This window comes from [Leptolyngbya] sp. PCC 7376, from assembly GCF_000316605.1.
GTDB lineage: Bacteria > Cyanobacteriota > Cyanobacteriia > Cyanobacteriales > MRBY01 > MRBY01.
The window spans coordinates 2682494-2706296 of the sequence record NC_019683.1; the positions used below are offsets into that span (position 1 = coordinate 2682494).

The following is a 23803-nucleotide window of genomic DNA, read 5'->3' on the forward strand; positions in this document are numbered from 1 at the left end:
TAGGCTGAAATTTGCTGTAAATTTTTCAAGTATTGTCTAAGCAGAATTTTTTATAGATTCTTTCTCTCCAAGGCTAAAGTAATAAGTTTATCTATCAAGTCAGGGAACTCTATACCTACTGATTTCCAAAGAAAAGAGAACATACTGCTTTCTTTGAAACCAAAAACAGTATTTACCTCATTAATCATCACTGTCTGATTATCTTCCAGTAAAAAGAAATCAATGCGACAGGCATCTAAGCAAGCAATAGCTTTAAAAGCTAAATTTGCCAACTTTTTAATATCTTGGGTAATACTGTCTGGGAGATCTTGAACTAGTTTAAATTGCCCTTGATTAGCTTTGTATTTAGTGTCATAACTATTGAAACTATTCTCGTAAACCTTTTCGGCAAGGATGGATATTTGAGGGGCGATATTTCCTAAAACAGCACAGCTTAACTCTCGTGCTTTGATACCTTGCTCAACAATAATTCGATGGTCATAGCTTGAGGCAAGTTGGAAACCATCTTTTAATTCTTGCCGATTATTGGCCATGGATATACCAAGAGATGAACCCAACCTAGATGGTTTTACAAAATAAGGATATCGAAAGCTTTTCTCAACTTCATCACAAAAATTATCTAAAGATTTAGAGGAGGAAAATAGCTTAGATTTATCAATAGAAATGTATTTCACTTGAGGTATATTCATCTGAGCAAAAACCCTTTTCATTGTGATTTTATCTGCGCCAATTGAAGCCCCTAATACTGAAGAGCCGACAAGAGGGATTTGCAGAGTTTCAATAAAACCTTGAATACTGCCATCGCCAGAGCCAACTCCGCACAAGATTGTAGAAAGACAAACATCAATAGTTGTTAGTTCATCAGTAAAGACTAGTGATTCTTTTGGAAGTTCAGATTGGTCAAAAGACCAACCATGATTTTTGTTATCAAGATACGATGTCGCTATTTTTTTAGGTGCAAAACGACCATCTCTCTGGATATAAAAAGGAATTACATGGTATTTCTTGCTATATTTGCTTGTTTGCAAAGCTTTATAAATATCTTGAGCTGCACCAACTGAGACATTGTGTGCTCCGGATCTGCCGCCAAACAACAAACCTAATATTATAGGCATAACAACACCTTGCCTGATTTGTAGTCATAAATGCAAAAGTGAATTAATTATATTGGTGAATGGATGGGTATGCTCAAAATCCGATTTCCCTCCCAACACCCGTGATAATCCTTCCAATATGACCACTATTCAGTTTGGTGGTTAGAGCAACAGGACTATCTCTTGCTAGAGCACTCAATATCTCAACAGATAAGCTCTTCGAGTTGATGGGATATGGGCACGAACCGACAATAAGTGTTGCTGAATCAGGTGGTGCAGACTACAAAGTCAAAAAAGATAATCGAAATGACATGCCGTTCTAAGTTGTGGGAAACAGAATGACGCTGTAAACCCTTCATAGTAGACTTTTCAGCGTTTTTCACTATAAGATTGCTTGCACTCACTAGGTCACTATCTTGAATTTAGTACTAAATTGAGTACTAAATTGAGTACTCGTTTCAGAATAGAGACCCAGAGTGACCCTTTTTGCTGAGTTAGAGCCTTAAGGATTTTTGGGAACAACCAACTTTGCTGAACGCTAAAGTCTACTCAGTCGATAACAGTAAGCTTTTTTCAGATTTGATCCTCCAGCCCCTTTAACCATATCTTTTGAGCTGTTAATAATTGGCTGACTGCATTACTTCTTACACCTGATTTGACCGTCGCTATAGCTGCTTTTCCAAGAACGTACTAGTAGGAGACTCAACTTCACTCAACAGCGTAAAACCTAGTCCATAAGTTGTTTTGCTGCCTGTTCCACAATAAGGCGCGAAAAACCCCAAAACTGAAAACAGGTGAACATATCCCTCATGAAACAGTCCTTCAGATCTGACTGCAAACTGAACTGAACCCAAAAAACCGGTTACTATACTCTTCCTTGCAGTCCCCACTCGTTGCGTTGCAAGTCGATGCTTCCGAATTACAACAAAATCATCAACCCAGTCTAAAAAGTTTTCCAGATCTACCTCAAATTTTGAGAAAGCATTCCATCGTCGCAAATAACTATGAAACACATTGCGCGGCATCGGTAAAGGTAAATACGCTCCTCTGACACGAAAAACAGTTGGTGACAAAAAACTCAATATCATGCAGTTCTGTCGTGTTATTTGTAATAAATCCAAATAACAATAGGGTTGTAGGCTGACGCTTACCCTTTCAATCGCTAATTCGCATGTACCTATCAACACAACTGATGGCCGTACATCCCCCAACCACTCCAAGACAGTATCCGTCACACCCTGAGAGAAGCAATGCAAAAACCATTTATAACGTTTCCCTGCAATCAACTGAAGATTATCACCTAAACTTTCTCCGTTTAGTCGTGACATCGAGAATGGTCTTGTTGCCGACTGATCATGTAAATATGCAGAAAATTCAGGATCATAGTCTCTAATTTGGTTCAAGAACCAAGCATGTAATCCCTTGGCGTAAGTCTCCTCCAAGAAGAAATCATATTGAGCGGAGAGATCGAACCTTATTCCCATCAAATCTGTTCTTTTCCGACGGGATAGATTAGCTAACTCAAACTTCGTGACCATAGTTTAGATTATCGTAAACTTATTGTGATAAAAGCTATAAGTCGCAGTATGCTAAATAGCTAATAAATTCAAAAACACCTGATAAATCCTTAACAATAGATCTACCTACCTACAGCCATTATAAGGATCTGGAATCAGTATCTCTTACTCTAAATATCTCGTTTTTCAATTGTCATATAACTGTGATTTTCAAATAATGTCTTTTTAATGAATAAAAAATGTTTATATCGATAGATGGGGATGATGTAGGTCGAAATCTTGAATTGTATATTTTAGACGAACAAATTGGTGATCTTGAAATCTTTGCAAAGAAATTGAAAACTCGTTTTGAGTGGCTTGCAAATAATCTTTCCTGTCTTCTTGAAGCACAAGTCCATTTGTTAGGAGGTGATAGTATTCTCGCCTCATGCCCGCTAAATCCAAAGGTATTTCAAATCTTAGAAGAACTACGAATAGAGTTCCAGAAACAAGGATTGCCAAGTATTTCCATTGGCACTGGAAATACTGCAAGAGAAGCATACTTAGCTCTTAAATATGCGAAGCTTCGAGGGAAAAATCGACTAGTAACATTTGAGGACATTCAGCAATGATAAGGACAGGAATGATATTAGTGATGTCTAGTGACACAATTTATACCTATATCAATGTCCTTTGCAATGCGCGTTTTGCCATGGGAATTGAAGATGTTATTTTTTTGCATATCACTGGCATATCAACTGGAATCAGAGCCGATCAGGCAGAAGATTTGAAGAAGGACATACAAAATCGAATAGAAGAACTTGCCAAAACTCAAAAAATTTATGCGCAACTTCAGGATTCAATTAATTTTGGACGTATCATCAAAATCCAAGATAAAAATATTGGCTATGATTTAGCTAAGCTTGTGCGAAAATTAAGCACAAGTAACAAATACATAATTGATATTACGCCTACAACAAAAGCTGCTAGCCAATTAGTGTTAGCAGCTTGCTTGGTAAATGGATTGAGAAATCTTTATGAGTTTCATCTTTATAAGAGAATAGAGCGAAACAATCCACTTGCTTCTCTATATCACAATCTAAATCAATCGGATTTCAAATATGTCCACCTTAGCGAAGAACCTGCTCTTCGAGAAGCTTACGATAATGTTAAAAGAAAAAATATTTTGAGTTTATTAGCAATTGTCATTTCAATCATTATTCTTTTGCTCTCTGTAATATTCAATATGTTTAGTCGTATCTCGATAGCTTCATTGTTGAGTGCTGTTGCCTCATTAGCAACAATAGTTTCACTCGGCCTACAATTCTCTCAAACTCGCCATACATAGAAAACGACAAAGTAGAATTACTAGTTTTTGGACAGATTATTTTTTCTTGAAATAAATCAAAACAACCCCAAAAACTCATTCACCACTTCAGCAGTAGCATTCATACATTCCTGAGCAGTAAACCGAGCTGTAGATATCCCTTCTTTCAACATCAACCTATCCCTTGAATAATCCCTATCCCTTGCAGCATCTGCGTTGTGGTGTTTCCCATCAATCTCAAGGATTACGCACTTACCCCCCTTCAAATACAAGGAAATCTAGTTCTACTCGACATTTGTATATTCGGATTCGTTATATACCTAGACCTTCAGCAGTACCCATCAGCTTTTCGCCATCTACGTCGAACACCGCACAGACGATTCCACGGTCACCTTCTTCCCAGGTCGCTAAGGTGGGATAGAGCGTCAAGATATCAAGCTTGGAATCTTCATAAGTCCTGCCAACAAAATTATCAAAGCGTTCAGTACAGGCTTCTACTGCCAACCTAAAGGTCTCATCGTCAGACTCATAAGTTGATAGTGGAATGTCGAATACCGCATAAACCTCATTATCATGGGGTTCTGCGCAAGGCACAGCAGGCAGAGTGGTTAGATTTGAGAAATCTGTATTATTGAAGCAATCACCTTGCTTGATCTCAAAAGAGCCAATTTGCCCTTCGCTGACAATATCGCCGCTGCCATCCCGCCTAGCACTTGTGAAGTGATTATAGACACCGAATCCAATGAGGCTGATTATAAAAATAACAAGTCTAAATTTCATTTCGGTCTCCTAAATAATTGTGTTGTGTCAATAGTTAAGTTAATGGATTAACAATAGCTTGAGTGTTCATTTTCTAAATACTTATTGCTCAGTACGCTCATTATTAGCAGCCATTAATCTTGACCTTGTGGAAAATTCCTCACAATCTCACAAACCTTGTCGTACTGCTCCTGCGATGGAAAATATTTTCTAGGTAGAAGATAAAAGTTTATTGGCGTGGTGAAAATCAAAAGCATATCAGGGGTAATGATATGTCGGTCGAACCATCTCATAGTGATGTCATCGATGTCGCTATGTATCGTGATAACTTGGCGGTCAAAGATAAACAGTTGTTCTTGGCTAAACTGTTTTCGACATTGGTCAAATGTTTGTTTAGCAGCAAAAGGTATGGTGAGCTGTTCCTTAAATGCAGAACGAAGTGAAAACACGAAGAAAAACAAGGAAAAAATACAAGTGGGGATGTCATTCAACACGTATGAAATGACGCAAGCAACTGCAAAAAAAATTGCTACTAGTCTAAGAAATATGGCATATAGTTTCTGTATTTTGTCCTGTCTATGCCATACGATATTCCCATCAATATAATCCTTAAGAGTGAACTTGATTCGTATTTCTTCCATCTTGATTCGATAAATAACTGAGACCTAAGCGTTAGAGATCGCATTAGTAGTACGAATTCATATTAGCTAACACAACACTAATTAGATTCTCGTGACCTTCTATCTCGATTGCCACCATCTCAAGTTCATCAATGGATGTCGCACCATACATAGAAAACATCTCTAATCTAATCATAGCAAGGATTTTGGCGATTTCTACTCTCTAACCACAGGCATTCACCCCCTCTCTATTCTGAAATGATTAATCAATCTATTAATCAATCGATTAATAGATTCAGAATGGTGACCCCCTACCCACAAAAAAACGCCCCTCAGAGAGAAGCGAATTGGGCGTAAAACTTATTTGTTGGATTTATGCAGCAAGCTTATCTGCCTGTTCATCAACCGTCATAACCTCATTAATCTCATCTGCAATATCAGGGAACCATTCACAGAGTTGATTAATATCATCTGCATCAAACCAGCTAGGCTCAATAACCTTAGTGACGACATAGTCATACCCATGATTCTTTAATTTCTCTTCAATCCATAAGAAGATTTTACGAGTATTAATCTTAGGCTTTTTGGTACTTTGTGCAGCCTCAATAGGAGCATAAGGGTCTACTACTTTAGTTGTTGGTTTTGCATTATTCTTCAAATCTGCATAAGCCAGCAATATGGCAGTAGAACCGACTCGAAAAGTAGTGTTTAAATTTGCGTATTTGTTGCCGTTTGTAGCTTCTGTAAATTGACGATTAGCCATGATGTATAAGTGTGTGTTTCTGTTGGGTGCAAAATTACTATATCCAATAGCTCAATAAGTGGCAAATTAAGCTGACTGATATAGGGTAATGATTGAACTTCTTGCACCACTAATATCTAGGGCAGTTATGGGTAAAGACACATCTCTTAAATCGATAATTGATGGGTTTTTATTAACTCGATAAGTCTTGTCATACGCAACGTTTATCCCACCAATGTCTACCACTGGCTGAATAAAAATAGGTGCTATTGTTTTATACCCATCAAAGTGAGAGACATTAGCAAAAGTTAAAAACTGTACCTGTACATAATCGAACTCAACAGATACAGGTATTCTTTCTCCTGATTTTGCTTGAACTGTTGAAACTGGAATTAAAGTCATTATCTTGCAATAGAAAAGGGGGCGTTAACCCCCTAAAAAACGTGGCTATTATCGTCAACAGAAGAACCTAGTCACGGACTACAGTCACAGTCGCGGTATTGATACGAATATCAATGTTGGGATTAAGCTCTTGGAATTGAGCTTTTGTTACTCGAACTTGGTCAATGGTAAAGTCTCCAAAGCCAAAGACCTGAGCATTGTTGTAAGCATCAGTATCTTCTGCCAAGTAACGATCTTCACCATTAGTATCAGGTGTCGTTTGAGAACCATCATCAACCCAAGCAGGATTCGGCACATCAGCCGAAACGACATCAAGGGTGGAGTTATCGGTATTCAGAACATAGTCGGGAGTTGTAGCCGCTTCGTCGCGGAAACCCTCAACAATCCAAGCATTAGCCATTGATTAAACCTCAAGAAAAAGATGGGTAAACAGAGAGAAAACAAAGAAGGGAAAACCTATGCGTAACGGTAAGAGCGCTTACGAGGTTGGCCGATTTTGGCAATAGGGAAACCATTGTAAGTTTTACCCGCAAGGCCAGTAGCCGGGTCTACAGCTTCTTCTACCTTGTCACGGGGGATAAAGATTGCACCGCTTTGAGTGTTGGCGTTGCCTGTAACGGGGTGCTTGCCCTTGACATACTTAGCTACGAATACAAGCAACAGCATATTGTCAATTGCGTCGTCAGTGTTTACAGTAATTGCGCCTTCAGGGATGTCCCCTGTGATTTTGGTGTAACCGACAATCGAAGCCCAAGAATCATAGATTCCTTCTTTAAGAGAAATGAGATATTTTTGACCTTTCAACGTGAACTCATACAAAGAACGTTGATTTTTTGGGTTAGTACCAGCTTTAGCCATAGTGATTAAATCAGTTGTTTGACAACTACAACCTAGCAATCAAAAAAGCCTAAAATCACGAGCAATACCTTAAGGTTTAGGTTGAAAGGTTCGAGACTTTTTGAACTAGTCTAAATGCTCATTCTAGGGCGGTAAAGTAGTAGCTCTTCGACACCTGTATCTGCTCCGATAAACGTCGCTGAAACGAGATATACATAACCAATCACCTTCTTCTTTTTCCTACGGGTTGTCTTGCCGATAACCTTCACAGTTTCATCTTGAGCACGTGGGTTTATTTTTCTGCTCTCGTTTAAGCGCGTATCATCATAATCTCTACTGAAGCAGTAGCAAATATCTTTGACAAACTCGATTGCTTGATTCTGGTTTGCTGCCTGTATCTGTGGCATCTGCAAGCCTTGTTCAGGGTCGTAATAAGAGTATTTATTATTGCCACATAGGTACAAGTCCGTTCTACTTTTTGGTTCTGGAAACCGTTGTTTTAGTCTATTTTTAATCGCCGTAAGCTCGGCTATTGTTACGTCTGTTGCGTCCTTCAATAAAGGGACAGATACCTTCATTCTTTTGGGGTGATTTCTTCTGGCTTTTCTTTGTAAGTTACTAGGTTCTTGGAACTTCAGAACGACTTGAGCTTGTAAGTTGTTTCTACGCAATTTAAAGTCATCCTTTGGTATTCCATAGAACTTACTCATTAGCTCTTCACTGAGCTTGCCAGTCATTAAGCCATAAAAAATCATCTTGCCTACATTGAGCAAAAGACTCTCATCCACATCAATCAAGCAAGCTCTACGAAGTGCTCCTGTAGGAGTAGTGATATCAAGTTCCTCTATCTCACCATTGGGGTCAAAGAATTCCCTCATTTCGGGGTTTAGAGACTTGGCGGCAACCTGTAAAAAATGCGTTTTAGGATTGTAATTTTCTGGTGCTGGCTGGTTAGTTTCTGGCATGATTCTGAATTACTTAACTAATTACTTAACTGATTACTTAACTGTTTCAAGATAGAGGTAGACGTTGTCTTAGAAAGTGGATATCTTTGTACTGATTCTATCAGTTTAAATTATGACAATTCAGAACATAGCTTCAGTCTTATTCCCTGCAATCACCTTCACTTACGATGATGTAGACGGCAACATTACAGGGGTTACTTTAGATACAACCCACGCAAGTATTACCCAATCATGGACAGGGTTAGGGAACTTAGCCCATAACGATGAATCGGTATTGGTAGCACTGATTAGAGAGTTATTTTCTCAGTTCAAAAATAAGCTTACTAATCTTGATTGCCCTGTGTTCTCTGATGAGAATGCGGAGTTCTTTGATGCACAAGGATTCACTGAAAGAGATAGTGGAACAACTGATAATGATGGTAATCCTATTACTGAGTTACAGAAGTTCTTGAAACTATCTTTTGTACTCTTCTTCAAGTACGACCCTGCCACTGAATTTAATTCCTCTAGTGCGGTGAATGATAATGATTAATACTGATTTTATTGCATTGTTTGGCAGTAATTCAGGAGTAGAAGTAGGGGTCATTGTTGCTGTAGTGGCTATCTTTCTACCTTTGGCGTTAAAAGCCTCTAAAGATATGCAAAAAGCTGCACGGGAAATGGGGCGATTCGATGCAGAAGTAGCAGGTATGAAAGAGGACTTAAGAGAGATAAAAGAATCACATCAATCGATATTCCAGTTTCTTTTAAATAACTCTCAATCATTCCGTGATAGTAGATGAGTAGACGACTATCTATTGATGGGGAAACTTTTATGGGGTCAAAAGAGATTGACCCTGTTAATCCTTATTCCCTACAATCCACGAATACCCGTATTCTTTGGGGAACAGGGGAAAATACCCAAGGGACGCTTGAAGCTTCCAAGGAAATAGCTAATGCGGAAAAGGTCTGTGGGGTTAGCTATAGGAAACAAACAACTGGAGAGACTCAATCAGTAGAGGATGCGGTGAGCTTCCAATTGTCCCCAGACAAGACCCTAAAAACGTTCCTGATGCCATCCTCATGTCAAGGCATTGTAGAGGCGGAATCCTATGGCTATGTCTTAGGCAATAACTACAGCTTTTCCTACACCTATGCAGGGAGTCAGTATGGGACTAATAGATGGTTCACTTTCATTACTGAAGGGGATACAACCAAGGCTTTTACCATCGACTATGACCGTTTCCTAGGAGCGGCGAACCGTCCGAGTACCTGCCCAGCAAAGCTTAATTTCTACAACGGAACATTCCCCATCGATTTTGACAAAAGAACTCAGACATTACACTCCCACAATTATGGCAATATGCCAGCCAACCCACAGTATCAAGAGTTCCCTGTGTGGGAGTTCTTTAATGCCAGTGGTGCAAGAGTCTTGTATGAGCACGACGTACAAGGAACCCCGGTTTCAGAGGCGAAAATCTCAATATCTTATGTGGACGGGACAACAGAAGACTACCCCCTTAATTCTTGCCCTGAATGGGTTCAAATCGGGGGTTGTGTTGTGAGGGTCAATTATGCGGATGGTACAACCTATGACCTGCCTCCCAATGACACTTGCCCAACTGTCGAACTGGTCGAAGAGGAACTATGCCAAAAGGTCTGTAATTTAGCCAATCAAATAATAGGGAAATTATGAGTTGTAATTGTAGTGAATTCTCCGGAAAACTTACCCTGATCAACAGCAAGATTGATGCCTTATTGAAAGAGAATACAGCGTTAAAAACAAAGCTTAAAAAGAAGGCTGATTTCTCCCAGTTGAATAGAGTTGAATCTAACATCAATAGTCGCAACAATCCTTTCTTCGAGAAGGTCGATAATGGGTTAGATATTCTAGGGCAAAGGATTAAAGACCTTGTAATCAAAGATAATCAAGACTTAGAAAAGCAATTTAAGAGAGAGGCGGCCTATGCAACGAAATCGGATATTGCCCGGCTAGAACGTCGATTGTCGAGTGTTGAAGCATTTATTAGAGAGTCGGAAAAGGATAAAGAAAGCGGTCTGTTTGCAACCAAAGCTGAATTAGAAAAGCTAAGAAGAGAAGCAGCAACAAAAGATTATGTCGACCAAAAAGATAATGCCCTAAAAAGGTCATTAGAGAAACTGATTGACAATGCAGAAGACGATATAAATGGACTACGAAAGGAATTGTCAGCAGAGGTGAGGGAGAGAAAACGGTTAATAAATCAGATTAAGTCCACTGCTGAATCGGCAAAAACGACGGCTGAAAAAGCCTTAGAGGAAGCAAGAAAGAAGAAGGAAGCAGTTGATAATTTTGCCAGAACCCAGATAGCGAAACTGGAAGCTAAGGTTAGCGCTTTGGCATTCAAGGTAGCAGCGAATACCGCCAAGATAGCTGGATTAGCAGCGGCTGTTGCTTTAATCAAGAAAACCCTAGCAGGAGTTAGTCTAGTACTGGCGAAATTAACGCCTCTACTGGCATTAGTTGGAACGATTGTTTCCGTCTTTGGAGCAGGTTTTTCTATTGCAAGTTTCTATCAAACAAGCAATCGCATCAATAAGCTAGAAGCTAAGGTACTTTCATTAGGTAATGAGATATCCAAAATACTTGGAAAATTCATCACTCCACTAGTCGCAAGAGTCCGTAGATTAGAGAATCAAGATAATGTTACAGACCAAGAATTATCACGTGGCTTAGCAAGTTTAGGGGCATCTCTAAATAGTCGATTAAATCAAATTTCTGGTGTTGCGAATTTAGCTCAAGCAAAAGCAGATGCTAATGCTCTAAAAGTAAACATAATCAACGGAATTGTAGGGGCAACATCTGCAATATTCACAGCAAAGATAATCAACACTGTTGCAAATAGATTCCCCAACATTGGGAGGCAACCCGTGGTTAATAATAACAACACTACTAATATCACCAATGTCACCAATAACTATGACCAAAGAAAGGTAATTAATAACACCACTACTCAGAATACAAACATTGATTATGGTCGTATTGAATCTATCAATAGAAAGTATTCAACGAGTTCTACCCAAATGACCCAAGCAGTCACTAATGCAACATCGAAGAATAACAGTAGCAATCACTTGATTACAACCGTATTCAAGTGATTGCTAATAGTGCAGTAAAACCTACTCAACAAATTGCCTCATCTACTCAAAGGGATGTTAGAGCAAATGGTAGTAAATTATCAGGTATTAGAGGCAGTATTGCAGCGGTACAAGCCAACGTTTCAGCCCAAGCAGCATCAACGAGAACATGGATAACAAATGCGACTCAACCACTAAGAGATGGACAGTTATTTATCCAGAAACAAGCCGCAGCTATTCACCGTAATAGTTTTGTACAGGCAGCATTAAATACGATGAACACAGCTTTCCTTGTACATAATGCAGCTCGATTAGGTTAGGATGTAGCTCAATTTGCAGGAATAGCATTAGATGAAGTACTTGGTTTAGCTGGGATTGAATTCAAAGACCAAGATGGTAGTCCAACGACTATCAATTCGATTATTGGGACAAAGGTCAGAGATATGATTGATGCGGTCATTCCTGAGGATATGCAGAACCGAGCAAAAGAAGAGTGGTTACGAGGATCTACCATCATTTCTTCTGGTGCTCAAATTTATTGGGGTCTACGCAGTATGGGTGATGAACTCCAATCAGTGACTGAGATTACGAATGACCGTCTAGGTTTATGGATGAACACAGCTCGAAATGAAGGTCTAGTTAGTGATGAGGGTAAGCATCATCAACCACCGATTAGTACTAGTTCACCTTATGGCAGATACAATCAATTCCTTGAGAAGGTTAATCGAGGGTCTGAAACCTTTGAGAACTCAGTAAATAACGCTGATGATGTGTTTTCAGGGGTAAGTTACATTGCCAGTGTTCCGTTATCAGTTCAAGGTGAGTTAGAGAATATCCAAGCCCACAGAGCTGTGATGGTTAATGCTGTAGCTCCACAACAGGAATCAGTTGCAGAGTTTGAAGCTGAACAATTATTGGAGAATGAAGCACCTGATAGCTTGGTGACTGCACAAGACCATTTAGGTATTGATTGACGCTATTCTGAAATGAGTACTCGATTTAGTACTAAATTCAAGATAGTAGCCTAGTGAGTGAATCACTCGTATAGCAAAAAACGCTGAAAGTACTGAAATAAAAGGCTTTTTATGACTCCAAAAAGATTGAGACAGAACCCGGAGAGGGCGTATAAACAGTTTGAAGATTAAATCTACGAGAGGAGTAAGATTTCCTCAAAACACTTTGTAAGGCAAAGGCAACATCTCTTTCGTTTTCAGCAAAATAGCGAATTTGGTCAGAAGAGGCTTTATCTTGCTGGGGAAGAACTTGGATTTCAGTCTCAACACCTGCTTCTTCTAGTGAAAGTTTGATGTCTTCGGCTTCCACTTTTTGATCTGGTTTACCCTCGTTGTAGAAAATTTGTATTTTATATTCACTGACAATTTTCACCAAAGAAGCTAACTCAGTATCTACTCTTGGGTTTAGCAAGGGGGTATTGTCTTCTAATGTAGTTTGTATCTCCGAGTTGACTGATGCTGCTTGCTGAACAGCTTCTTGGTTAGCAGTTATCTGAGCTTCAAGAGTTGTGTCTTGACTTTCTCGCAACTTTTTATTTGTATTTTCAAGCTCCTGCTTAAGGGTGTCAATTTGCTCTACTGCTTTAATTAAATCGTTGTCAGTTTCTTCCAGTTGTTTTTCCCACTTGAAAATACCAAAATCGCCTTCCACTAAGCCAGCTTCTATAAAAATACGATTAAGTGCTTTTGGTCTCAATAACAGCATGCAGAGAAGAATGAATACAAATCCGTCTCGGATAAAGTTAAGGCAACTCTGACCAAGCTCCAATGTATCTTTGAGCTGAACTTGATAACTCTTGTCGTCTTGATTTTCTTTTTCAGTAGGAGTTTCCATGATTTTCAATCTAGATTCAGATGTCAAGCAACTCATGAGTTAATTAGAGGTTCCAATACTAAGTACATCAATGAGTTCTTTTGCTTTAAACCACTTACTCTTAAGTCAGACACCCTTTGATTATATTCATGTAGACACCACAGTAAAACCTTACTTAACGCTAATACCCATCTCAACATTTGGTTGACACAGTTCCTCTGCTCTAAGCTCAAATCTCTTCTCACTATCCTGAAACAATTAACCAATTAATTAATTAATCAATTAAATATTCTGAGATAGAGGGTCAGTGAGGATGAACTACCAACACATCAATTAGTTCATATGTATTGCAAAATCTTCATATATCTATTAGAGTGTGGTGGCGGGTGGGGACGGAGGTTGAATATATACCTTCAATAATCAACTCACCGAAAGGTGTCCTTATTAAAGCCAAATGGCTACTATTCGCGTTAGCGCACTATCATCAGTCACTTTGTAATGACACCTTAGAGAACTTTGTTGACGGCATAATACGCAAAAAAAAGAAACAAAAAATGACTCTTTCTACTTACCTTGAGAGAGTCATTTACTTTAAGAAAAGACTGATGTTATGAGTTAAGGTTAAGCGTCTTCTTCTTTACGCTTACGAATAGCTGAACCAAATAATCCAGTGAGAACTGGGAGGATTGCTGCGGGTGTGGGAACTGACTCTACTTCAACTGTGCCACCACTAATCCAGTATGAATAAGGCTTTGTCCAATAAATATTATCCGAATAACTATAGGTATTTGAAGCTGCATAATTCAATAACTCAGGGAAGTTTATTGCTATAGCTTCAGGTGTGTAGGCAGCCCAAACATCCACCCTCGTGTTATCCCCACTAGGCTGAGCATAACCGAATAACACTCCTAAATCTGGATCGCCCAAGTCACTGAACAAATTTTGGTCTACTACAGCTTGCGCTAACTCCTCAGCCAGACTGGAATTGCCCCACCATGAGGTTGATTTTATTTCATCTGCATTCGCATCAAAACTTCCGAGCACAAGTTCAAGCTCATATGTACCACTTGCAGTTGTAATCTCTAACGCATTAACTGAAGGAGCTGCAACTAGACCTACTCCGATTGCAGCAGATACCACACCTAATTTTGTAACCTTATCAAGTAAACCTTCCATTATTTGCCACCTGATTGCTTGCAGTAATTGCTACTGACTTTATTACGTCAACGTCACTTTTACTTAAGGTTTCATTGAACCTTCTAATAGAGCTTAATCAGGACATTTTACTTTCTGATAGCTTCATATTTTTCATCGAAAACCAGTGGTTTTACTTACGTGAAAATAGAGCAATTACTAGAGAGAAAGTACGTAAAAACTTAGATAACCCACAACAGGTAAATCTAGTGGCTACAGAGTAAATTCATCCTGACTAATCACTCCAGCAACACCCACAGGAACAACTACAACGAACAATCTCTCAAGAGAGAAGTCACCTGTAGTTGATAGGCCAATACCTGCAAGTAAACCTAGGAAAAATAAAACATATTTCTTGTTCTCACTCATTACTTGTACTCCTGGATAAAGCTGTCGTATTGCTCTAAGTTCAACTCATCATCATCAAGCCACCAATCATTAGAGACAAGGTATGTTTTGGTAATCATCTTGATAGATGTTCCACACTGTTGAGCGATGATGTAAATAGGAGTGTTTTTCTTGATTTCATTAGTAATAAATGTATGTCTCATGCAATAGGGCTTAAGGTATCTACGAACCTGCTTAAGCTCCACAAGTTCATTCAATATAGGTCTCCATAATCGTTTAGTAAGGTTGCCCCAATTGATGAAAATACCTGTAGGAGAAGGGAATAAGAGAGTTTCAAGAGAGTAATGTTAAACGCCAATTGCGCAGTAGCTCAATACTTCCATTCACTCTAAATTTCGCAAACAGTGCCATGCTCAAGTCCACCATGTGTTTTGATTTAGAGACGACCTTCGTCCTGCGATGAAACCGAGCAAACCAATGGCGATTGTCTGAGTTGTTTCTCTCAATTGCTATTGTCTCTTTCTTGCTAATGGCATGAAAAGCATCTGGGTGATTCTCTAATAGCTGTTGATAGGGTTTCCAATTATCGGTGCAATAGACAGTGATTTGTCATTGCGATAACCGCTCTAGTAAATGACCTAAAGTTCGACTATCACGACTTCCCAATTCCCAGTCAATGAGTCGCCCAGTATTACGGTCATATGCTTTCCAGACCCAAAGTTTGTTTTTTTCTCTTGGATAAAATGCCATAGCTCATCTAGCTCCACCACGACAGCAGACTCAGGAGTGGGCTTTTCATAATTGGCTTCACCGAAATCTCTTACCCAATTGAGCACTGATTGAGCTGATACACCGAGAATCTTGGCTGTCGCATTCATGGACATACCACTCATATACATCAATACAGCTTCTAATTTCATCCAGAGAGGCTTGCCCCGCTCTTTAGAAAAGCTTGTAAATTGATAATTGCACTGCTTACACTTAAATCGTTGACGATTTTTAGCGAATCCACTTTTGATGATGTCTTGAGCATTACATTGGGGACAGTGAATTGTCATAGCGAGACTTCCAAGGAAACGACTCACTCCATTTTGCTATAGCATTACTTACTTGAAACTCTCGGGAATATTAATGCGCTATCTTCACTGACATCCACCCCTTCAGATAGAGAAAAAAGAAAATCCTTTAGTCCTTCATTTACTCTGTATTTTCGAGTGACAATCTTATCCTTCTTTCCTTGTTTTGTGTTGCGTCTAAGCTGACATGCTGTATAGGTTTTGTTGATATTAATCAGTCCTTTAATGTTGTCAAAATTTCCCCATGTGAGCGGTACTGCTTCCTCAGGTCTTAAGCCAGTCATGAAAAGAAACTGATATAGGTCACGATAGACGTTGCCGTCTCCTATTCGCCTCAATATTCTGTCTTTCTCAGTTGCAGTAAATCTTCCTTTGTTCTGCTGTTTCTTTGGCTTAAGCAATCCTCGAATAACAGGGTATGGATTATGAGGGACTTTTCCTAGTTTGACCCAATGATTCACGCAAGCACTGATTACCTGTAAATCCCTATCTATAGTACTTTCCGCATATCTACTTCTATAGGCTTCGAGAAACCGATGGGAGTTATCCAGCTTCCGCAATTCCTTTGGGAGGGATGCAATAAAGTCCCTTACACGCTTGTGATTTTGTAGGGTTGTATGGGCGTAATCATGCTCTAGTTTTTCCCACTCACAAAACAAAAAGTTTAAGTCTTTATATTGCTCATCAATAAGTTGTCGTTCAATTGATTTTCTAGGGTCGTAATAATCCCTTGTGTGATAAATACTCTGAGATAAGTCTCTATTGATTTCTATAGCAATGGATTGAGCGGCAACTAAATCCGTAACAGTGAGTGAGTGTTGTTTGTCGAAAGCACGCCATCGGATTCGATAACTTTGTTTGTTCGCATCAGATAGATAAACAGAAATGCTACCGATTTTGAATATTGATTTGTCCATTTCAAGATTGTTTGAATTTAGGGATGAATTTCAGCCTCAAATCTGACGCAATCTGTTTTTCTTTAGTTAGTTGAAACTATTAATAAATTGATTAATAATTGTTGGTTTCTCGTTGATATCGATGGGGTCACTGGTTCGAATCCAGTTACGTCCATATTTTTATGGTTGAGCACTTCTCCGACTGGTTAGTTAGCGTGAGTTCGGGATAAGAGGAGAAAAGGAGAAAGTGCATATTGTGGAAGCTGATAACCAGTCCACCACTTTCTCCCATGACCAGTCTAGAACCTTTGTTTTGTTCCATTGATGATTTCTGCCAAGTCTTTGAACTTCAATGGCAACAACAGCTGCTGGCCTCGAAACAACGGCGGCGACGTCGCTCAAGAAGCTTGAGTTTAAGCGAGATAATGACGATACTGATTGCATTTGATCAATCTCACTATCGTAATTTCAAATATTTCTACCTCATCAATGTGCGTCATCACTGGCGAGGAGCTTTTCCCAGAGCAGTGAGTGACCAACGTTTTGTGGAGTGGATGCCTTCGACGTTAGTACCTCTATGTGTCTACCTACAGCACAATGCACAGGTATAGCAGCGAAGGAGAAGGTTAGGACATAGAACAGAAGGCTATTCTGATGGCATCGAACAAATCCTCAGTCTTCTTGATGAGCTTACTTACCTCCTTCTTTAACCTCCCCCAAAACTTCTCTATCTTGTTCAGGTGTGGTGAGTAGGGTGGCAAAAATATCACTTCACATCCTGCCTTCGCCACCAATGTTTGTATTCTTTCCTTTGGATGAACACTGGCATTATCCAGAATAATAATTTGACCCGGAATCAACTCTGGCACTAAGCAATCCTCTACCCATTGGCAAACTAAGGCGCTGTTGGCATAGCCCTCAAATACCATCGGTGCTATCTGCTCTCCCTCTCGCCATCCTCCAATCACGCTAACTCGTTCTGTACGATGACCTAACTTCTCTGCGATAAACCTCTCTGACTTATGGCAGTAGCCATACCCATAATCTAAGGTATTATCAAATCCACTTTCATCGATATATACGAGTCGTTCTTGGCCATACTGCTTCAGTTGTGCCACAAATGCTTTTTCTAATTCTTTATCTCTCTCTTGATATCGATAGGTCTTTTTTTTCGAGTAAATTCAATTTTCCGTAGAGCTTCACGTCTGGATGCATCACTAATAGACTCTGGCCATTTCTCCGCCATTTCCTTCTGGGTTAGATGCCCATATTCCTCTGCAAAAGCACGAAAAGCATCTAGATCATTAATCTTCGGTTGAGGGCCTCGACGGTAATCTGTCTTCGGAGCGACTGAACCGATTTTCTCTCGTCGTTTCAGCCACAGGTCTAGCGTATTTCGGCTAATACCAAAGAAGCGACAGATATCACTTTTTCGTTCACCTTTATCGAAGGCGGCAACAGCTTTTAGGCGTAAATCAAGACTATGGGGAGCAGGTATGGCATCTATGTTTATTGCTTCTATCCTATTCTGTCTTAACCCACTCCTTGCCTGCTATATCAGCTTCATTGATGCCACCAGTATCAAAGTTTGTCAAAATCGCCGCATCTCTCCACATCGCGTTTTTGATGGCCATGCTGCTCGAGGTAAAACCTCTGTGGGTTGGTTCTTTGGCTTCAAACTACATCTGGTTATCAATGACCATGGCGAATTACTCAATGTAAAAATCACCCCTGGCAACATTGATGACAGAAAGCCGGTAGTGGAGCTTTTGAAAGAGTTATCGGGAAAAGTCTTTGCCGATAAAGGTTACGTCTCTCAACCTCTGACACAGTATTTACAAGAAGAATATGATGTGAGGCTTCTAGCTAAGCCTCGTCGCAATATGAAGAATCACCTGATGCTTTGGCGAGACAAAGTGCTGGCTCGCTTGCGAGCTTTGATTGAGACAGTCATTGACCAACTGAAGAATATTTCTCAGATTGAGCATTCCCGCCACCGCAGTCCAGCGAATTTTTGTGTCAACTTGCTGTGTGGTCTCATTGCCTATTGTCATCAACCTAAGAAACCCTCTCTTCAGCTTGATTAGAACCTTTATTCCTTATCCCGAACTCACGTTAGTTAGCTATGGGGTGAGATGATCGCCCCCTATCTCTTTGCTCGACTCCAAAAGTTTGATAGTGGAAGTAGGAAGCCGCATTACACGAAAAAAGACGCTGTATCCAAGGCATATAAATCTTCTCGTAGCCGATAAATTGTAGTGACCCAATTAGCCCGCAATCTCATTTTCGATAATGCCACCACCAAGGACTTTTTCGCCTTCATATAGTACTGCCGCTTGACCAGGGGTAATGCCAAACTGTGGTTCATCAAAAGCTAATTTCAAACGACCATTGTCAAGGGGAACCACATTAACAGGAACAGCTTGACTGCGATACCGAACTTTTACTGTGGCGCGAATAGGAGCAGTAATCGGTGCAATAGAAATCCAGTTCATTCTGTTCACTGTGCATCCATCCTTTCCCGCGCGATCGCGGGTACTCACAATAACGCGGTTCATCACATTGTCGAGCTTGACCACATAGAGCGGTTCCGATGCTGCAATACCTAAACCCTTGCGTTGACCAATGGTGTAGTGATGAATGCCAGTATGCTTACCTAAAACTTTGCCATCGAGATCGATGATATCTCCTTCTTTTTGATCGATATATTTATCGAGGAAAGTTTTCATGGAACCATGGGCTTCGATTAAACATAAATCTTGGCTTTCCGGTTTTTTTGCAGTGGAGAGTTCCATTTCCTCTGCAATTTGCCGAGTGTAATCTTTGGTGTATTCTCCGAGCGGGAACAGTGTACCCGCCAACATTTCTTGGGTGAGGTCATAGAGAAAATAAGACTGATCTTTGTTGCGATCCACTGCCTGTAATAGTTCGTACCGACCAGTTTCTTCGTTATGGCGAATTTTGGCGTAATGTCCTGTCGCAATTTTATCGATGCCTAATTCTTCTTTCGCCCATTGCAACATGGGACCAAATTTCACCATGCGGTTGCACTGAGAGCAAGGCAAAGGTGTGACTCCCGATTCATAGCCTGTGACGAGATAGTCAACGATATATTTTTGGAAGAGATCTCGGCTATCGACGATGTGGTGGTTAATGCCAAGTTGTTCGCAGATATCGGCTGCATCGACCATTCCTTCTGAGCAGCATTGGCCTTTACCTTTCATCAGCCAGAGAGTAACACCCTCTACTTCATATCCTTGTCGATGGAGAATTCCTGCTGTGACGGAGCTATCGACGCCCCCTGATAAACCGACAGCAACTTTACTCATGGCTTTTTGGTGATGATGTTGGCAAATTTAAATGCAATTCATCATTGTACCGATGTTTTTGGTTGATTGGATAGCCAATGTTATAGTCTTGGCAAAATCTTGGGTAATAAATAGCTCGGGACTTCTGATAGGGCCTGGTTTTGGGCGACAATACCACCTTGCTCATAGAGGGTTCGGACACCGCCAATAAGATAACTGAGGCTGTCTTCATAGGCAGGGGTGTCTTCGACCTGTTTACTCAGGCTCAGGCTATGGGCTTTGATAGCATCTTGGAGATGCTGAATTTTATCGTCTGACTCTAAGGGCGAAACGATTTCAGTGGCGAGTTGATAATGGATGAGTCCTTTGTTGTTTAGGGTTTCGAGGACGTCAAAATCTACTGCGATCGCCGGTTGCTCTTGGTTGAGAAGATGGTAGAGACTTAGGGCCACTTCATAGCTGGCGATCGCCTTGTCTAAGATATTTTGCCATTGACCACTATCTTCGGTGACATAAACGCTGAGCTGCCAATAGCTGGTACCAAGGTTGTTATGAGTGGAAGCGCAACCAACTGGATTAGTTTCTGGGGTGCGGAACTCCAGAGCAGCATTGTATGCGGCGATCGCCACCTGAAGACAACTCACGGGATCCTGATGCTGGGAAAGGTTGAGGTAGGCTGTGCCGAGATTATTCTGCATCATTGCCCAATTGCTTGGTTCATCAGTTTTGGACAGATAACTTAAGGCTGACTTATAACAGCTAATAGCACCTTGTAAATGTTGAGCCGCATTTTCTTGCTGCGCTAAATGCCAATAAACCGTTCCAAGATTATTTTGAGTGGAAACATACCGGAGGGTATCGGTTTCTGGAGAGCGGTGTTGGAGAGCGGCTTCGTATGCTTGAACAGCTTGTTGAAGAGGCGCAACATTACCTTGGGTGTAGGCGAGATCGCTATAAACAGCACCGAGGTTGTTCTGCACCATTGCATAAAATTCTGCGTCTGGCGACTCTGTTACCGTTGCTAGAGCCTGCTGATAATACTCGATTGATTGCTGTAAGTGCTGTTGTTTCGTCGTTCTGTCGGTTTCTTGTCGAGCTAGGAGCCACGTGAAATTACCAATATCGTTGTATAAATCTCCCAATCGGCGATCGCCTGTGGGTAGATATTCAAATAACTGCTGATAACTCTCAATCGCTAACTCTAGCGTGACGACACTGGTGTCACCTTCGTGGATAGCACTACGATACTGCTGAGATAAATTCCAAGCTTCTTCTTCAGAGCCAATATTCGTGGGAGAGGCGAGAATCTGTTGTTCCGAAGTATGGAAATAACGGTCGAAAAATTGTTGATCCTGCGCCGGGAAAAATCGTTCTGGTTTCGGTAAATCGTAGAGTTTGACAGGGGTTGGTTCTCCCTGAAACTCAAATAGCCCAGTGCGCCACTGCCAAAATGCTGGCACCGATTCCATAATGCTGTTCATCCAAGGGCGAGGTAGCCACAACAGCAAATTAAAATCCATTTTCGGAACATAGGCATCCGCAATGAATTTGAGGTGTTTGAGAAATCGGCGTTGTTGTTGGCTGGATTGCAGCGTTAAGTGCTCGATGCCTACCAATGCAAATGTTGGAGGCTTATGGGGATTAACGTTTTGCTGGTGTGCCTTGAGCCATTGGGAAATTGCCAATAATGGATTGAGCTCTGGGTTGTCTGGATTAAGAGTAATTGTAATCAGAGCATGTTCTTCCGTTGTCGTTTGAGGATGCTGCTCTGCTAAACGATCAATCAGGCGATCGCGCCAATAGCGATTATCACAAACCGCCACCCAAATTTGTCGCCGTAGCCCCAGGGATAAAGCCTGAGCTAACTGCTGATAAGTCTGTTGATTTCGATACAGCTCTGGAGGAATCACGCCACTTGTTCTGTTTAGGGTCTTACTTTTGTAACCACTGGTTTGGTCGCCGTTCCGGATATAACGAGTTTACTGTTATTGAGTTGACCCACCGCGCGATCGCCCGTCAAAGTTAACCGAGGATCTGTTTGTTCATACACAATATTTCCCTGAGCAACGACTTGTTGTGTGTCTAAATCCCAGTCCACCCGAGCAGCTTGTAACGTTGCTGGCGGCTCTGTTCCCACTCCACGTACTGCTCCTGTTAACTGGACTTTTTGTTCATTGAGATTAAACTGACCTTCGCTGCCTCGAAACTGGACTTTTTCGTCCTTATGGGTGATCTGCACCGACTCCTTGCCGACTATGATGCCTTCCTCAATATCCCAAGCCGCTTCTTCACTCGCAAACTGCACTTCTGGCTCTAGGCTATTGAATAAAATATCCTCAGAAACCGTTACCTCTTGGTCTGCAATTTTGACCTCTGCTTCTTTCGCTTGCAAGCGTGTGGTAACTTTTTCCTCGGTGTATTGCTGGAGGTCTAACCCCTCTTTTGCGGTCACGATCTCTTCTTCAAACTGCCAAATAATTTCTTCGCTTTGGATTCTTAAGGCAGGCTCGACTGTTAAGGCATCGACTTCTTCTTTTAGCTCTAGCTCAAATCGATCAATAAAATACTGGGCTTTGGTCGCAGTAAATTGACCATTAGGATATTTCCCTGCCAACTCAGCTTCAATAATCAACAAATTGTTTTCAGGTTGCCATTCCGCCAAGTCGGTTTCAATGACTGCTCCAGTACGATTATCTGTCACAATAATGCCGGTTTCGAGGATTACCCGTTCACCGTCATTAATGATTTGACCTGCGTCAGCTTGCAAACTCAAAATAATTTCGCCAGCTTCGTAAAGGTTGCCAATAATCCCCGTCACCGTTGCAACCTTGCGATCTTGGCTATAAATTGCTTCGTCTGTCTGAAGTTTCCAGAGAAGTTGGCCATCAATATCGGATTGTTCTAAAACAGCATTTGCCACAATCAGTTGATTTTCGTTGCTGACTTCAATGACTTCTTCTGGTTCTGGTGGTTCGGAATTTCTGCAACTCGTCATTCCGAAGCAGAGACTCCCCAACAAAATAAAACTGACTAATCTCTGAGGCGATCGCCGTTGACTTTGCGACCCAACTTTCAAGCAAAATTGTGACAAAAAACGACAGCGCAATTTTAGTTCGCCTCACTTAATCATGACTGGGTAGCTCGACAGAAGACGAACCATTACCATTTTCGCGCTTACGCTCAACGGGTGGAATTTGGGAAGGATGATTTTGCTGCTGTTCCCGATGGAATTTTTGAATATCTGTTTGGATGTGCTCCAGATCAATATATCGATCAGCCACGTTAATTAAACTGTCACTAGTCATGGAGCGTAGGCTCACAACTTCTACCCTTGCACCACGGTAGCTAACCGCATCAACCGCATAAGCTAGATCACCATCACCACTAACCAAAACCGCTGTATCATATGAGCCGACGAGCGCCATCATATCGACTGCGATTTCGACATCTAGGTTCGCTTTTTTTGAACCGTCAGGAAGTTGTATTAAGTCTTTTGCAATAACTCGATAACCATTACGGCGCATCCATAACAAAAAGCCCTGCTGCTTTTCGTTTGCCCGATCAACTCCTGTGTAGAAAAAAGATCTTAGAAGTCGGGAGCCACCAGTTAAACGATGTAAAAGTTTGCTGTAGTCGATCTCGATGCCTAGCTGTAGCGCTGCATAAAACAAATTTGAGCCATCGATGAAGATCGCTACACGACCTCGATTTTCCAATACCTGTTCAGGGGAGAAAACCGGATCGCTACCAAAGTGATCCAGCATTTGTGGTTATGCCTCTCAAGAATTTATTAAAGGGAATATTTTTATAAAATGT

25 protein-coding genes and 4 pseudogenes are annotated in these 23803 nt (G+C 40.8%); 10 read left to right on the forward strand and 19 right to left on the reverse strand.

The annotated features are described in order from the left end of the window. Nucleotides 1-50: 50 nt before the first annotated feature. Together LEPTO7376_RS11850 and cas6 are read right to left on the reverse strand one after the other, a co-directional pair. A complete protein-coding gene (locus tag LEPTO7376_RS11850; protein WP_015134410.1) occupies nucleotides 51-1115 on the reverse strand; it encodes a D-alanine--D-alanine ligase in 1065 nt (354 codons plus the stop codon). Between the two features lie 644 nt (nucleotides 1116-1759). After that, nucleotides 1760-2632 carry a CRISPR-associated endoribonuclease Cas6 gene (gene cas6, locus LEPTO7376_RS11855; RefSeq protein WP_015134411.1) on the reverse strand — a complete coding sequence of 291 codons (873 nt, stop codon included), beginning with the start codon at nucleotides 2630-2632 and terminating at the stop codon, nucleotides 1760-1762. 218 nt (nucleotides 2633-2850) lie between these two features. Here cas6 and LEPTO7376_RS11860 point away from each other — a divergent pair, with 218 nt between their 5' ends. Beyond that, nucleotides 2851-3222 (forward strand): mCpol domain-containing protein, encoded by a 372-nt coding sequence (locus LEPTO7376_RS11860; protein ID WP_015134412.1) that lies wholly within the window; start codon nucleotides 2851-2853, stop codon nucleotides 3220-3222. Nucleotides 3223-3245: 23 nt separating this feature from the next. Continuing rightward, nucleotides 3246-3938, forward strand: a complete 693-nt coding sequence (locus LEPTO7376_RS11865) for a hypothetical protein (protein WP_041763535.1) — start codon at nucleotides 3246-3248, stop codon at nucleotides 3936-3938. Between the two features lie 56 nt (nucleotides 3939-3994). Here the strand turns inward: LEPTO7376_RS11865 and LEPTO7376_RS29075 are convergent, their stop codons facing one another. The 7 genes from LEPTO7376_RS29075 to LEPTO7376_RS11905 form a co-directional block, all read right to left on the reverse strand. Further along, nucleotides 3995-4189: a DUF559 domain-containing protein gene (locus LEPTO7376_RS29075; RefSeq protein WP_398337793.1), complete on the reverse strand. Its 195-nt coding sequence runs from the start codon at nucleotides 4187-4189 to the stop codon at nucleotides 3995-3997. A 40-nt stretch (nucleotides 4190-4229) separates the two neighbouring features. After that, a complete protein-coding gene (locus LEPTO7376_RS11875; RefSeq protein WP_015134414.1) occupies nucleotides 4230-4697 on the reverse strand; it encodes a septum formation family protein in 468 nt (155 codons plus the stop codon). A 972-nt stretch (nucleotides 4698-5669) separates the two neighbouring features. Next, on the reverse strand, nucleotides 5670-6059 hold the full coding sequence (locus LEPTO7376_RS11885) for a hypothetical protein (protein ID WP_015134417.1): 390 nt from the start codon (nucleotides 6057-6059) through the stop codon (nucleotides 5670-5672). A gap of 66 nt (nucleotides 6060-6125) precedes the next feature. Then, a complete protein-coding gene (locus LEPTO7376_RS11890) occupies nucleotides 6126-6440 on the reverse strand; it encodes a hypothetical protein (protein ID WP_015134418.1) in 315 nt (104 codons plus the stop codon). A gap of 67 nt (nucleotides 6441-6507) precedes the next feature. Next, on the reverse strand, nucleotides 6508-6840 hold the full coding sequence (locus LEPTO7376_RS11895) for a hypothetical protein (protein WP_015134419.1): 333 nt from the start codon (nucleotides 6838-6840) through the stop codon (nucleotides 6508-6510). A 56-nt stretch (nucleotides 6841-6896) separates the two neighbouring features. Then, nucleotides 6897-7298: a hypothetical protein gene (locus LEPTO7376_RS11900; protein ID WP_015134420.1), complete on the reverse strand. Its 402-nt coding sequence runs from the start codon at nucleotides 7296-7298 to the stop codon at nucleotides 6897-6899. 110 nt (nucleotides 7299-7408) lie between these two features. Further along, on the reverse strand, nucleotides 7409-8242 hold the full coding sequence (locus tag LEPTO7376_RS11905; protein WP_015134421.1) for a hypothetical protein: 834 nt from the start codon (nucleotides 8240-8242) through the stop codon (nucleotides 7409-7411). A 112-nt stretch (nucleotides 8243-8354) separates the two neighbouring features. Here LEPTO7376_RS11905 and LEPTO7376_RS11910 point away from each other — a divergent pair, with 112 nt between their 5' ends. The 6 genes from LEPTO7376_RS11910 (at nucleotide 8355) to LEPTO7376_RS11935 (ending at nucleotide 12312) form a co-directional block, all read left to right on the forward strand. Continuing rightward, nucleotides 8355-8774, forward strand: coding sequence for a hypothetical protein (locus LEPTO7376_RS11910; protein ID WP_015134422.1), 420 nt, complete (start codon nucleotides 8355-8357; stop codon nucleotides 8772-8774). Further along, complete coding sequence (locus tag LEPTO7376_RS11915; RefSeq protein WP_015134423.1) at nucleotides 8767-9024, forward strand: hypothetical protein; 258 nt, start codon at nucleotides 8767-8769, stop codon at nucleotides 9022-9024. Before LEPTO7376_RS11910 ends, LEPTO7376_RS11915 begins: the two co-directional genes overlap by 8 nt. A 32-nt stretch (nucleotides 9025-9056) precedes the next feature. Further along, nucleotides 9057-9917, forward strand: a complete 861-nt coding sequence (locus LEPTO7376_RS11920) for a hypothetical protein (protein ID WP_225901097.1) — start codon at nucleotides 9057-9059, stop codon at nucleotides 9915-9917. After that, nucleotides 9914-11359 carry a hypothetical protein gene (locus LEPTO7376_RS11925; protein ID WP_015134425.1) on the forward strand — a complete coding sequence of 482 codons (1446 nt, stop codon included), beginning with the start codon at nucleotides 9914-9916 and terminating at the stop codon, nucleotides 11357-11359. Before LEPTO7376_RS11920 ends, LEPTO7376_RS11925 begins: the two co-directional genes overlap by 4 nt. Next, nucleotides 11356-11658, forward strand: a complete 303-nt coding sequence (locus LEPTO7376_RS11930; RefSeq protein WP_015134426.1) for a hypothetical protein — start codon at nucleotides 11356-11358, stop codon at nucleotides 11656-11658. The genes LEPTO7376_RS11925 and LEPTO7376_RS11930 overlap by 4 nt, the downstream gene beginning before the upstream one ends. Nucleotides 11659-11781: 123 nt before the next feature. Continuing rightward, nucleotides 11782-12312: a hypothetical protein gene (locus LEPTO7376_RS11935; protein ID WP_015134427.1), complete on the forward strand. Its 531-nt coding sequence runs from the start codon at nucleotides 11782-11784 to the stop codon at nucleotides 12310-12312. Between the two features lie 109 nt (nucleotides 12313-12421). On the opposite strand, the gene LEPTO7376_RS11940 is transcribed toward LEPTO7376_RS11935, so the two are convergent. The 5 genes and pseudogenes from LEPTO7376_RS11940 to LEPTO7376_RS11965 all read right to left on the reverse strand — a co-directional run bounded on the left by LEPTO7376_RS11940 (nucleotide 12422) and on the right by LEPTO7376_RS11965 (nucleotide 16700). After that, nucleotides 12422-13186 (reverse strand): hypothetical protein, encoded by a 765-nt coding sequence (locus LEPTO7376_RS11940; RefSeq protein WP_015134428.1) that lies wholly within the window; start codon nucleotides 13184-13186, stop codon nucleotides 12422-12424. Between the two features lie 600 nt (nucleotides 13187-13786). Further along, nucleotides 13787-14305, reverse strand: a complete 519-nt coding sequence (locus LEPTO7376_RS11950; protein ID WP_160148446.1) for a PTPA-CTERM sorting domain-containing protein — start codon at nucleotides 14303-14305, stop codon at nucleotides 13787-13789. 267 nt (nucleotides 14306-14572) lie between these two features. Then, on the reverse strand, nucleotides 14573-14728 hold the full coding sequence (locus tag LEPTO7376_RS26420; RefSeq protein ID WP_015134430.1) for a hypothetical protein: 156 nt from the start codon (nucleotides 14726-14728) through the stop codon (nucleotides 14573-14575). Between the two features lie 312 nt (nucleotides 14729-15040). Beyond that, nucleotides 15041-15765: pseudogene (locus LEPTO7376_RS25745) on the reverse strand (IS1 family transposase). Nucleotides 15766-15809: 44 nt separating this feature from the next. Beyond that, nucleotides 15810-16700, reverse strand: a complete 891-nt coding sequence (locus LEPTO7376_RS11965; RefSeq protein ID WP_015134431.1) for a site-specific integrase — start codon at nucleotides 16698-16700, stop codon at nucleotides 15810-15812. Between the two features lie 269 nt (nucleotides 16701-16969). Between LEPTO7376_RS11965 and LEPTO7376_RS24775 the strand changes: the two are divergent. Continuing rightward, nucleotides 16970-17269 (forward strand): annotated as a pseudogene (locus LEPTO7376_RS24775) (IS982 family transposase); the annotation flags it as partial. Nucleotides 17270-17305: 36 nt separating this feature from the next. Here the strand turns inward: LEPTO7376_RS24775 and LEPTO7376_RS29080 are convergent. Next, nucleotides 17306-18177 (reverse strand): annotated as a pseudogene (locus LEPTO7376_RS29080) (IS630 family transposase). A 10-nt stretch (nucleotides 18178-18187) separates the two neighbouring features. Between LEPTO7376_RS29080 and LEPTO7376_RS11975 the strand changes: the two are divergent. After that, nucleotides 18188-18766: pseudogene (locus LEPTO7376_RS11975) on the forward strand (IS982 family transposase); the annotation flags it as partial. 180 nt (nucleotides 18767-18946) lie between these two features. On the opposite strand, the gene mnmA reads toward LEPTO7376_RS11975, so the two are convergent. The 4 genes from mnmA to LEPTO7376_RS11995 form a co-directional block, all read right to left on the reverse strand. Next, nucleotides 18947-20008, reverse strand: a complete 1062-nt coding sequence (gene mnmA, locus LEPTO7376_RS11980; protein WP_015134432.1) for a tRNA 2-thiouridine(34) synthase MnmA — start codon at nucleotides 20006-20008, stop codon at nucleotides 18947-18949. Between the two features lie 80 nt (nucleotides 20009-20088). After that, nucleotides 20089-21897 carry a tetratricopeptide repeat protein gene (locus LEPTO7376_RS23560; protein WP_015134433.1) on the reverse strand — a complete coding sequence of 603 codons (1809 nt, stop codon included), beginning with the start codon at nucleotides 21895-21897 and terminating at the stop codon, nucleotides 20089-20091. Between the two features lie 14 nt (nucleotides 21898-21911). Next, complete coding sequence (gene lptC, locus LEPTO7376_RS11990; RefSeq protein WP_225901099.1) at nucleotides 21912-23078, reverse strand: LPS export ABC transporter periplasmic protein LptC; 1167 nt, start codon at nucleotides 23076-23078, stop codon at nucleotides 21912-21914. Between the two features lie 31 nt (nucleotides 23079-23109). Continuing rightward, nucleotides 23110-23751, reverse strand: coding sequence for an NYN domain-containing protein (locus LEPTO7376_RS11995; RefSeq protein ID WP_015134435.1), 642 nt, complete (start codon nucleotides 23749-23751; stop codon nucleotides 23110-23112). Between the last annotated feature and the right edge of the window lie 52 nt (nucleotides 23752-23803).

Excerpts from the sequence above, each read along its gene's own strand:
- LEPTO7376_RS11900 (WP_015134420.1), bottom strand. The coding sequence starts at position 7,298 with ATGGCTAAAGCTGGTACTAACCCAAAAAATCAACGTTCTTTGTATGAG.
- LEPTO7376_RS11925 (WP_015134425.1), top strand. The coding sequence starts at position 9,914 with ATGAGTTGTAATTGTAGTGAATTCTCCGGAAAACTTACCCTGATCAAC.
- LEPTO7376_RS11850 (WP_015134410.1), bottom strand. The coding sequence starts at position 1,115 with ATGCCTATAATATTAGGTTTGTTGTTTGGCGGCAGATCCGGAGCACAC.
- LEPTO7376_RS11885 (WP_015134417.1), bottom strand. The coding sequence starts at position 6,059 with ATGGCTAATCGTCAATTTACAGAAGCTACAAACGGCAACAAATACGCA.
- LEPTO7376_RS11860 (WP_015134412.1), top strand. The coding sequence starts at position 2,851 with ATGTTTATATCGATAGATGGGGATGATGTAGGTCGAAATCTTGAATTG.
- LEPTO7376_RS11935 (WP_015134427.1), top strand. The coding sequence starts at position 11,782 with ATGATTGATGCGGTCATTCCTGAGGATATGCAGAACCGAGCAAAAGAA.
- LEPTO7376_RS11915 (WP_015134423.1), top strand. The coding sequence starts at position 8,767 with ATGATTAATACTGATTTTATTGCATTGTTTGGCAGTAATTCAGGAGTA.
- LEPTO7376_RS11875 (WP_015134414.1), bottom strand. The coding sequence starts at position 4,697 with ATGAAATTTAGACTTGTTATTTTTATAATCAGCCTCATTGGATTCGGT.
- LEPTO7376_RS26420 (WP_015134430.1), bottom strand. The coding sequence starts at position 14,728 with ATGAGTGAGAACAAGAAATATGTTTTATTTTTCCTAGGTTTACTTGCA.
- LEPTO7376_RS11895 (WP_015134419.1), bottom strand. The coding sequence starts at position 6,840 with ATGGCTAATGCTTGGATTGTTGAGGGTTTCCGCGACGAAGCGGCTACA.
- LEPTO7376_RS11910 (WP_015134422.1), top strand. The coding sequence starts at position 8,355 with ATGACAATTCAGAACATAGCTTCAGTCTTATTCCCTGCAATCACCTTC.
- LEPTO7376_RS11890 (WP_015134418.1), bottom strand. The coding sequence starts at position 6,440 with ATGACTTTAATTCCAGTTTCAACAGTTCAAGCAAAATCAGGAGAAAGA.
- LEPTO7376_RS11940 (WP_015134428.1), bottom strand. The coding sequence starts at position 13,186 with ATGGAAACTCCTACTGAAAAAGAAAATCAAGACGACAAGAGTTATCAA.
- LEPTO7376_RS11995 (WP_015134435.1), bottom strand. The coding sequence starts at position 23,751 with ATGCTGGATCACTTTGGTAGCGATCCGGTTTTCTCCCCTGAACAGGTA.
- LEPTO7376_RS11965 (WP_015134431.1), bottom strand. The coding sequence starts at position 16,700 with ATGGACAAATCAATATTCAAAATCGGTAGCATTTCTGTTTATCTATCT.
- LEPTO7376_RS11920 (WP_225901097.1), top strand. The coding sequence starts at position 9,057 with ATGGGGTCAAAAGAGATTGACCCTGTTAATCCTTATTCCCTACAATCC.
- cas6 (WP_015134411.1), bottom strand. The coding sequence starts at position 2,632 with ATGGTCACGAAGTTTGAGTTAGCTAATCTATCCCGTCGGAAAAGAACA.
- mnmA (WP_015134432.1), bottom strand. The coding sequence starts at position 20,008 with ATGAGTAAAGTTGCTGTCGGTTTATCAGGGGGCGTCGATAGCTCCGTC.
- LEPTO7376_RS11905 (WP_015134421.1), bottom strand. The coding sequence starts at position 8,242 with ATGCCAGAAACTAACCAGCCAGCACCAGAAAATTACAATCCTAAAACG.
- LEPTO7376_RS11865 (WP_041763535.1), top strand. The coding sequence starts at position 3,246 with ATGTCTAGTGACACAATTTATACCTATATCAATGTCCTTTGCAATGCG.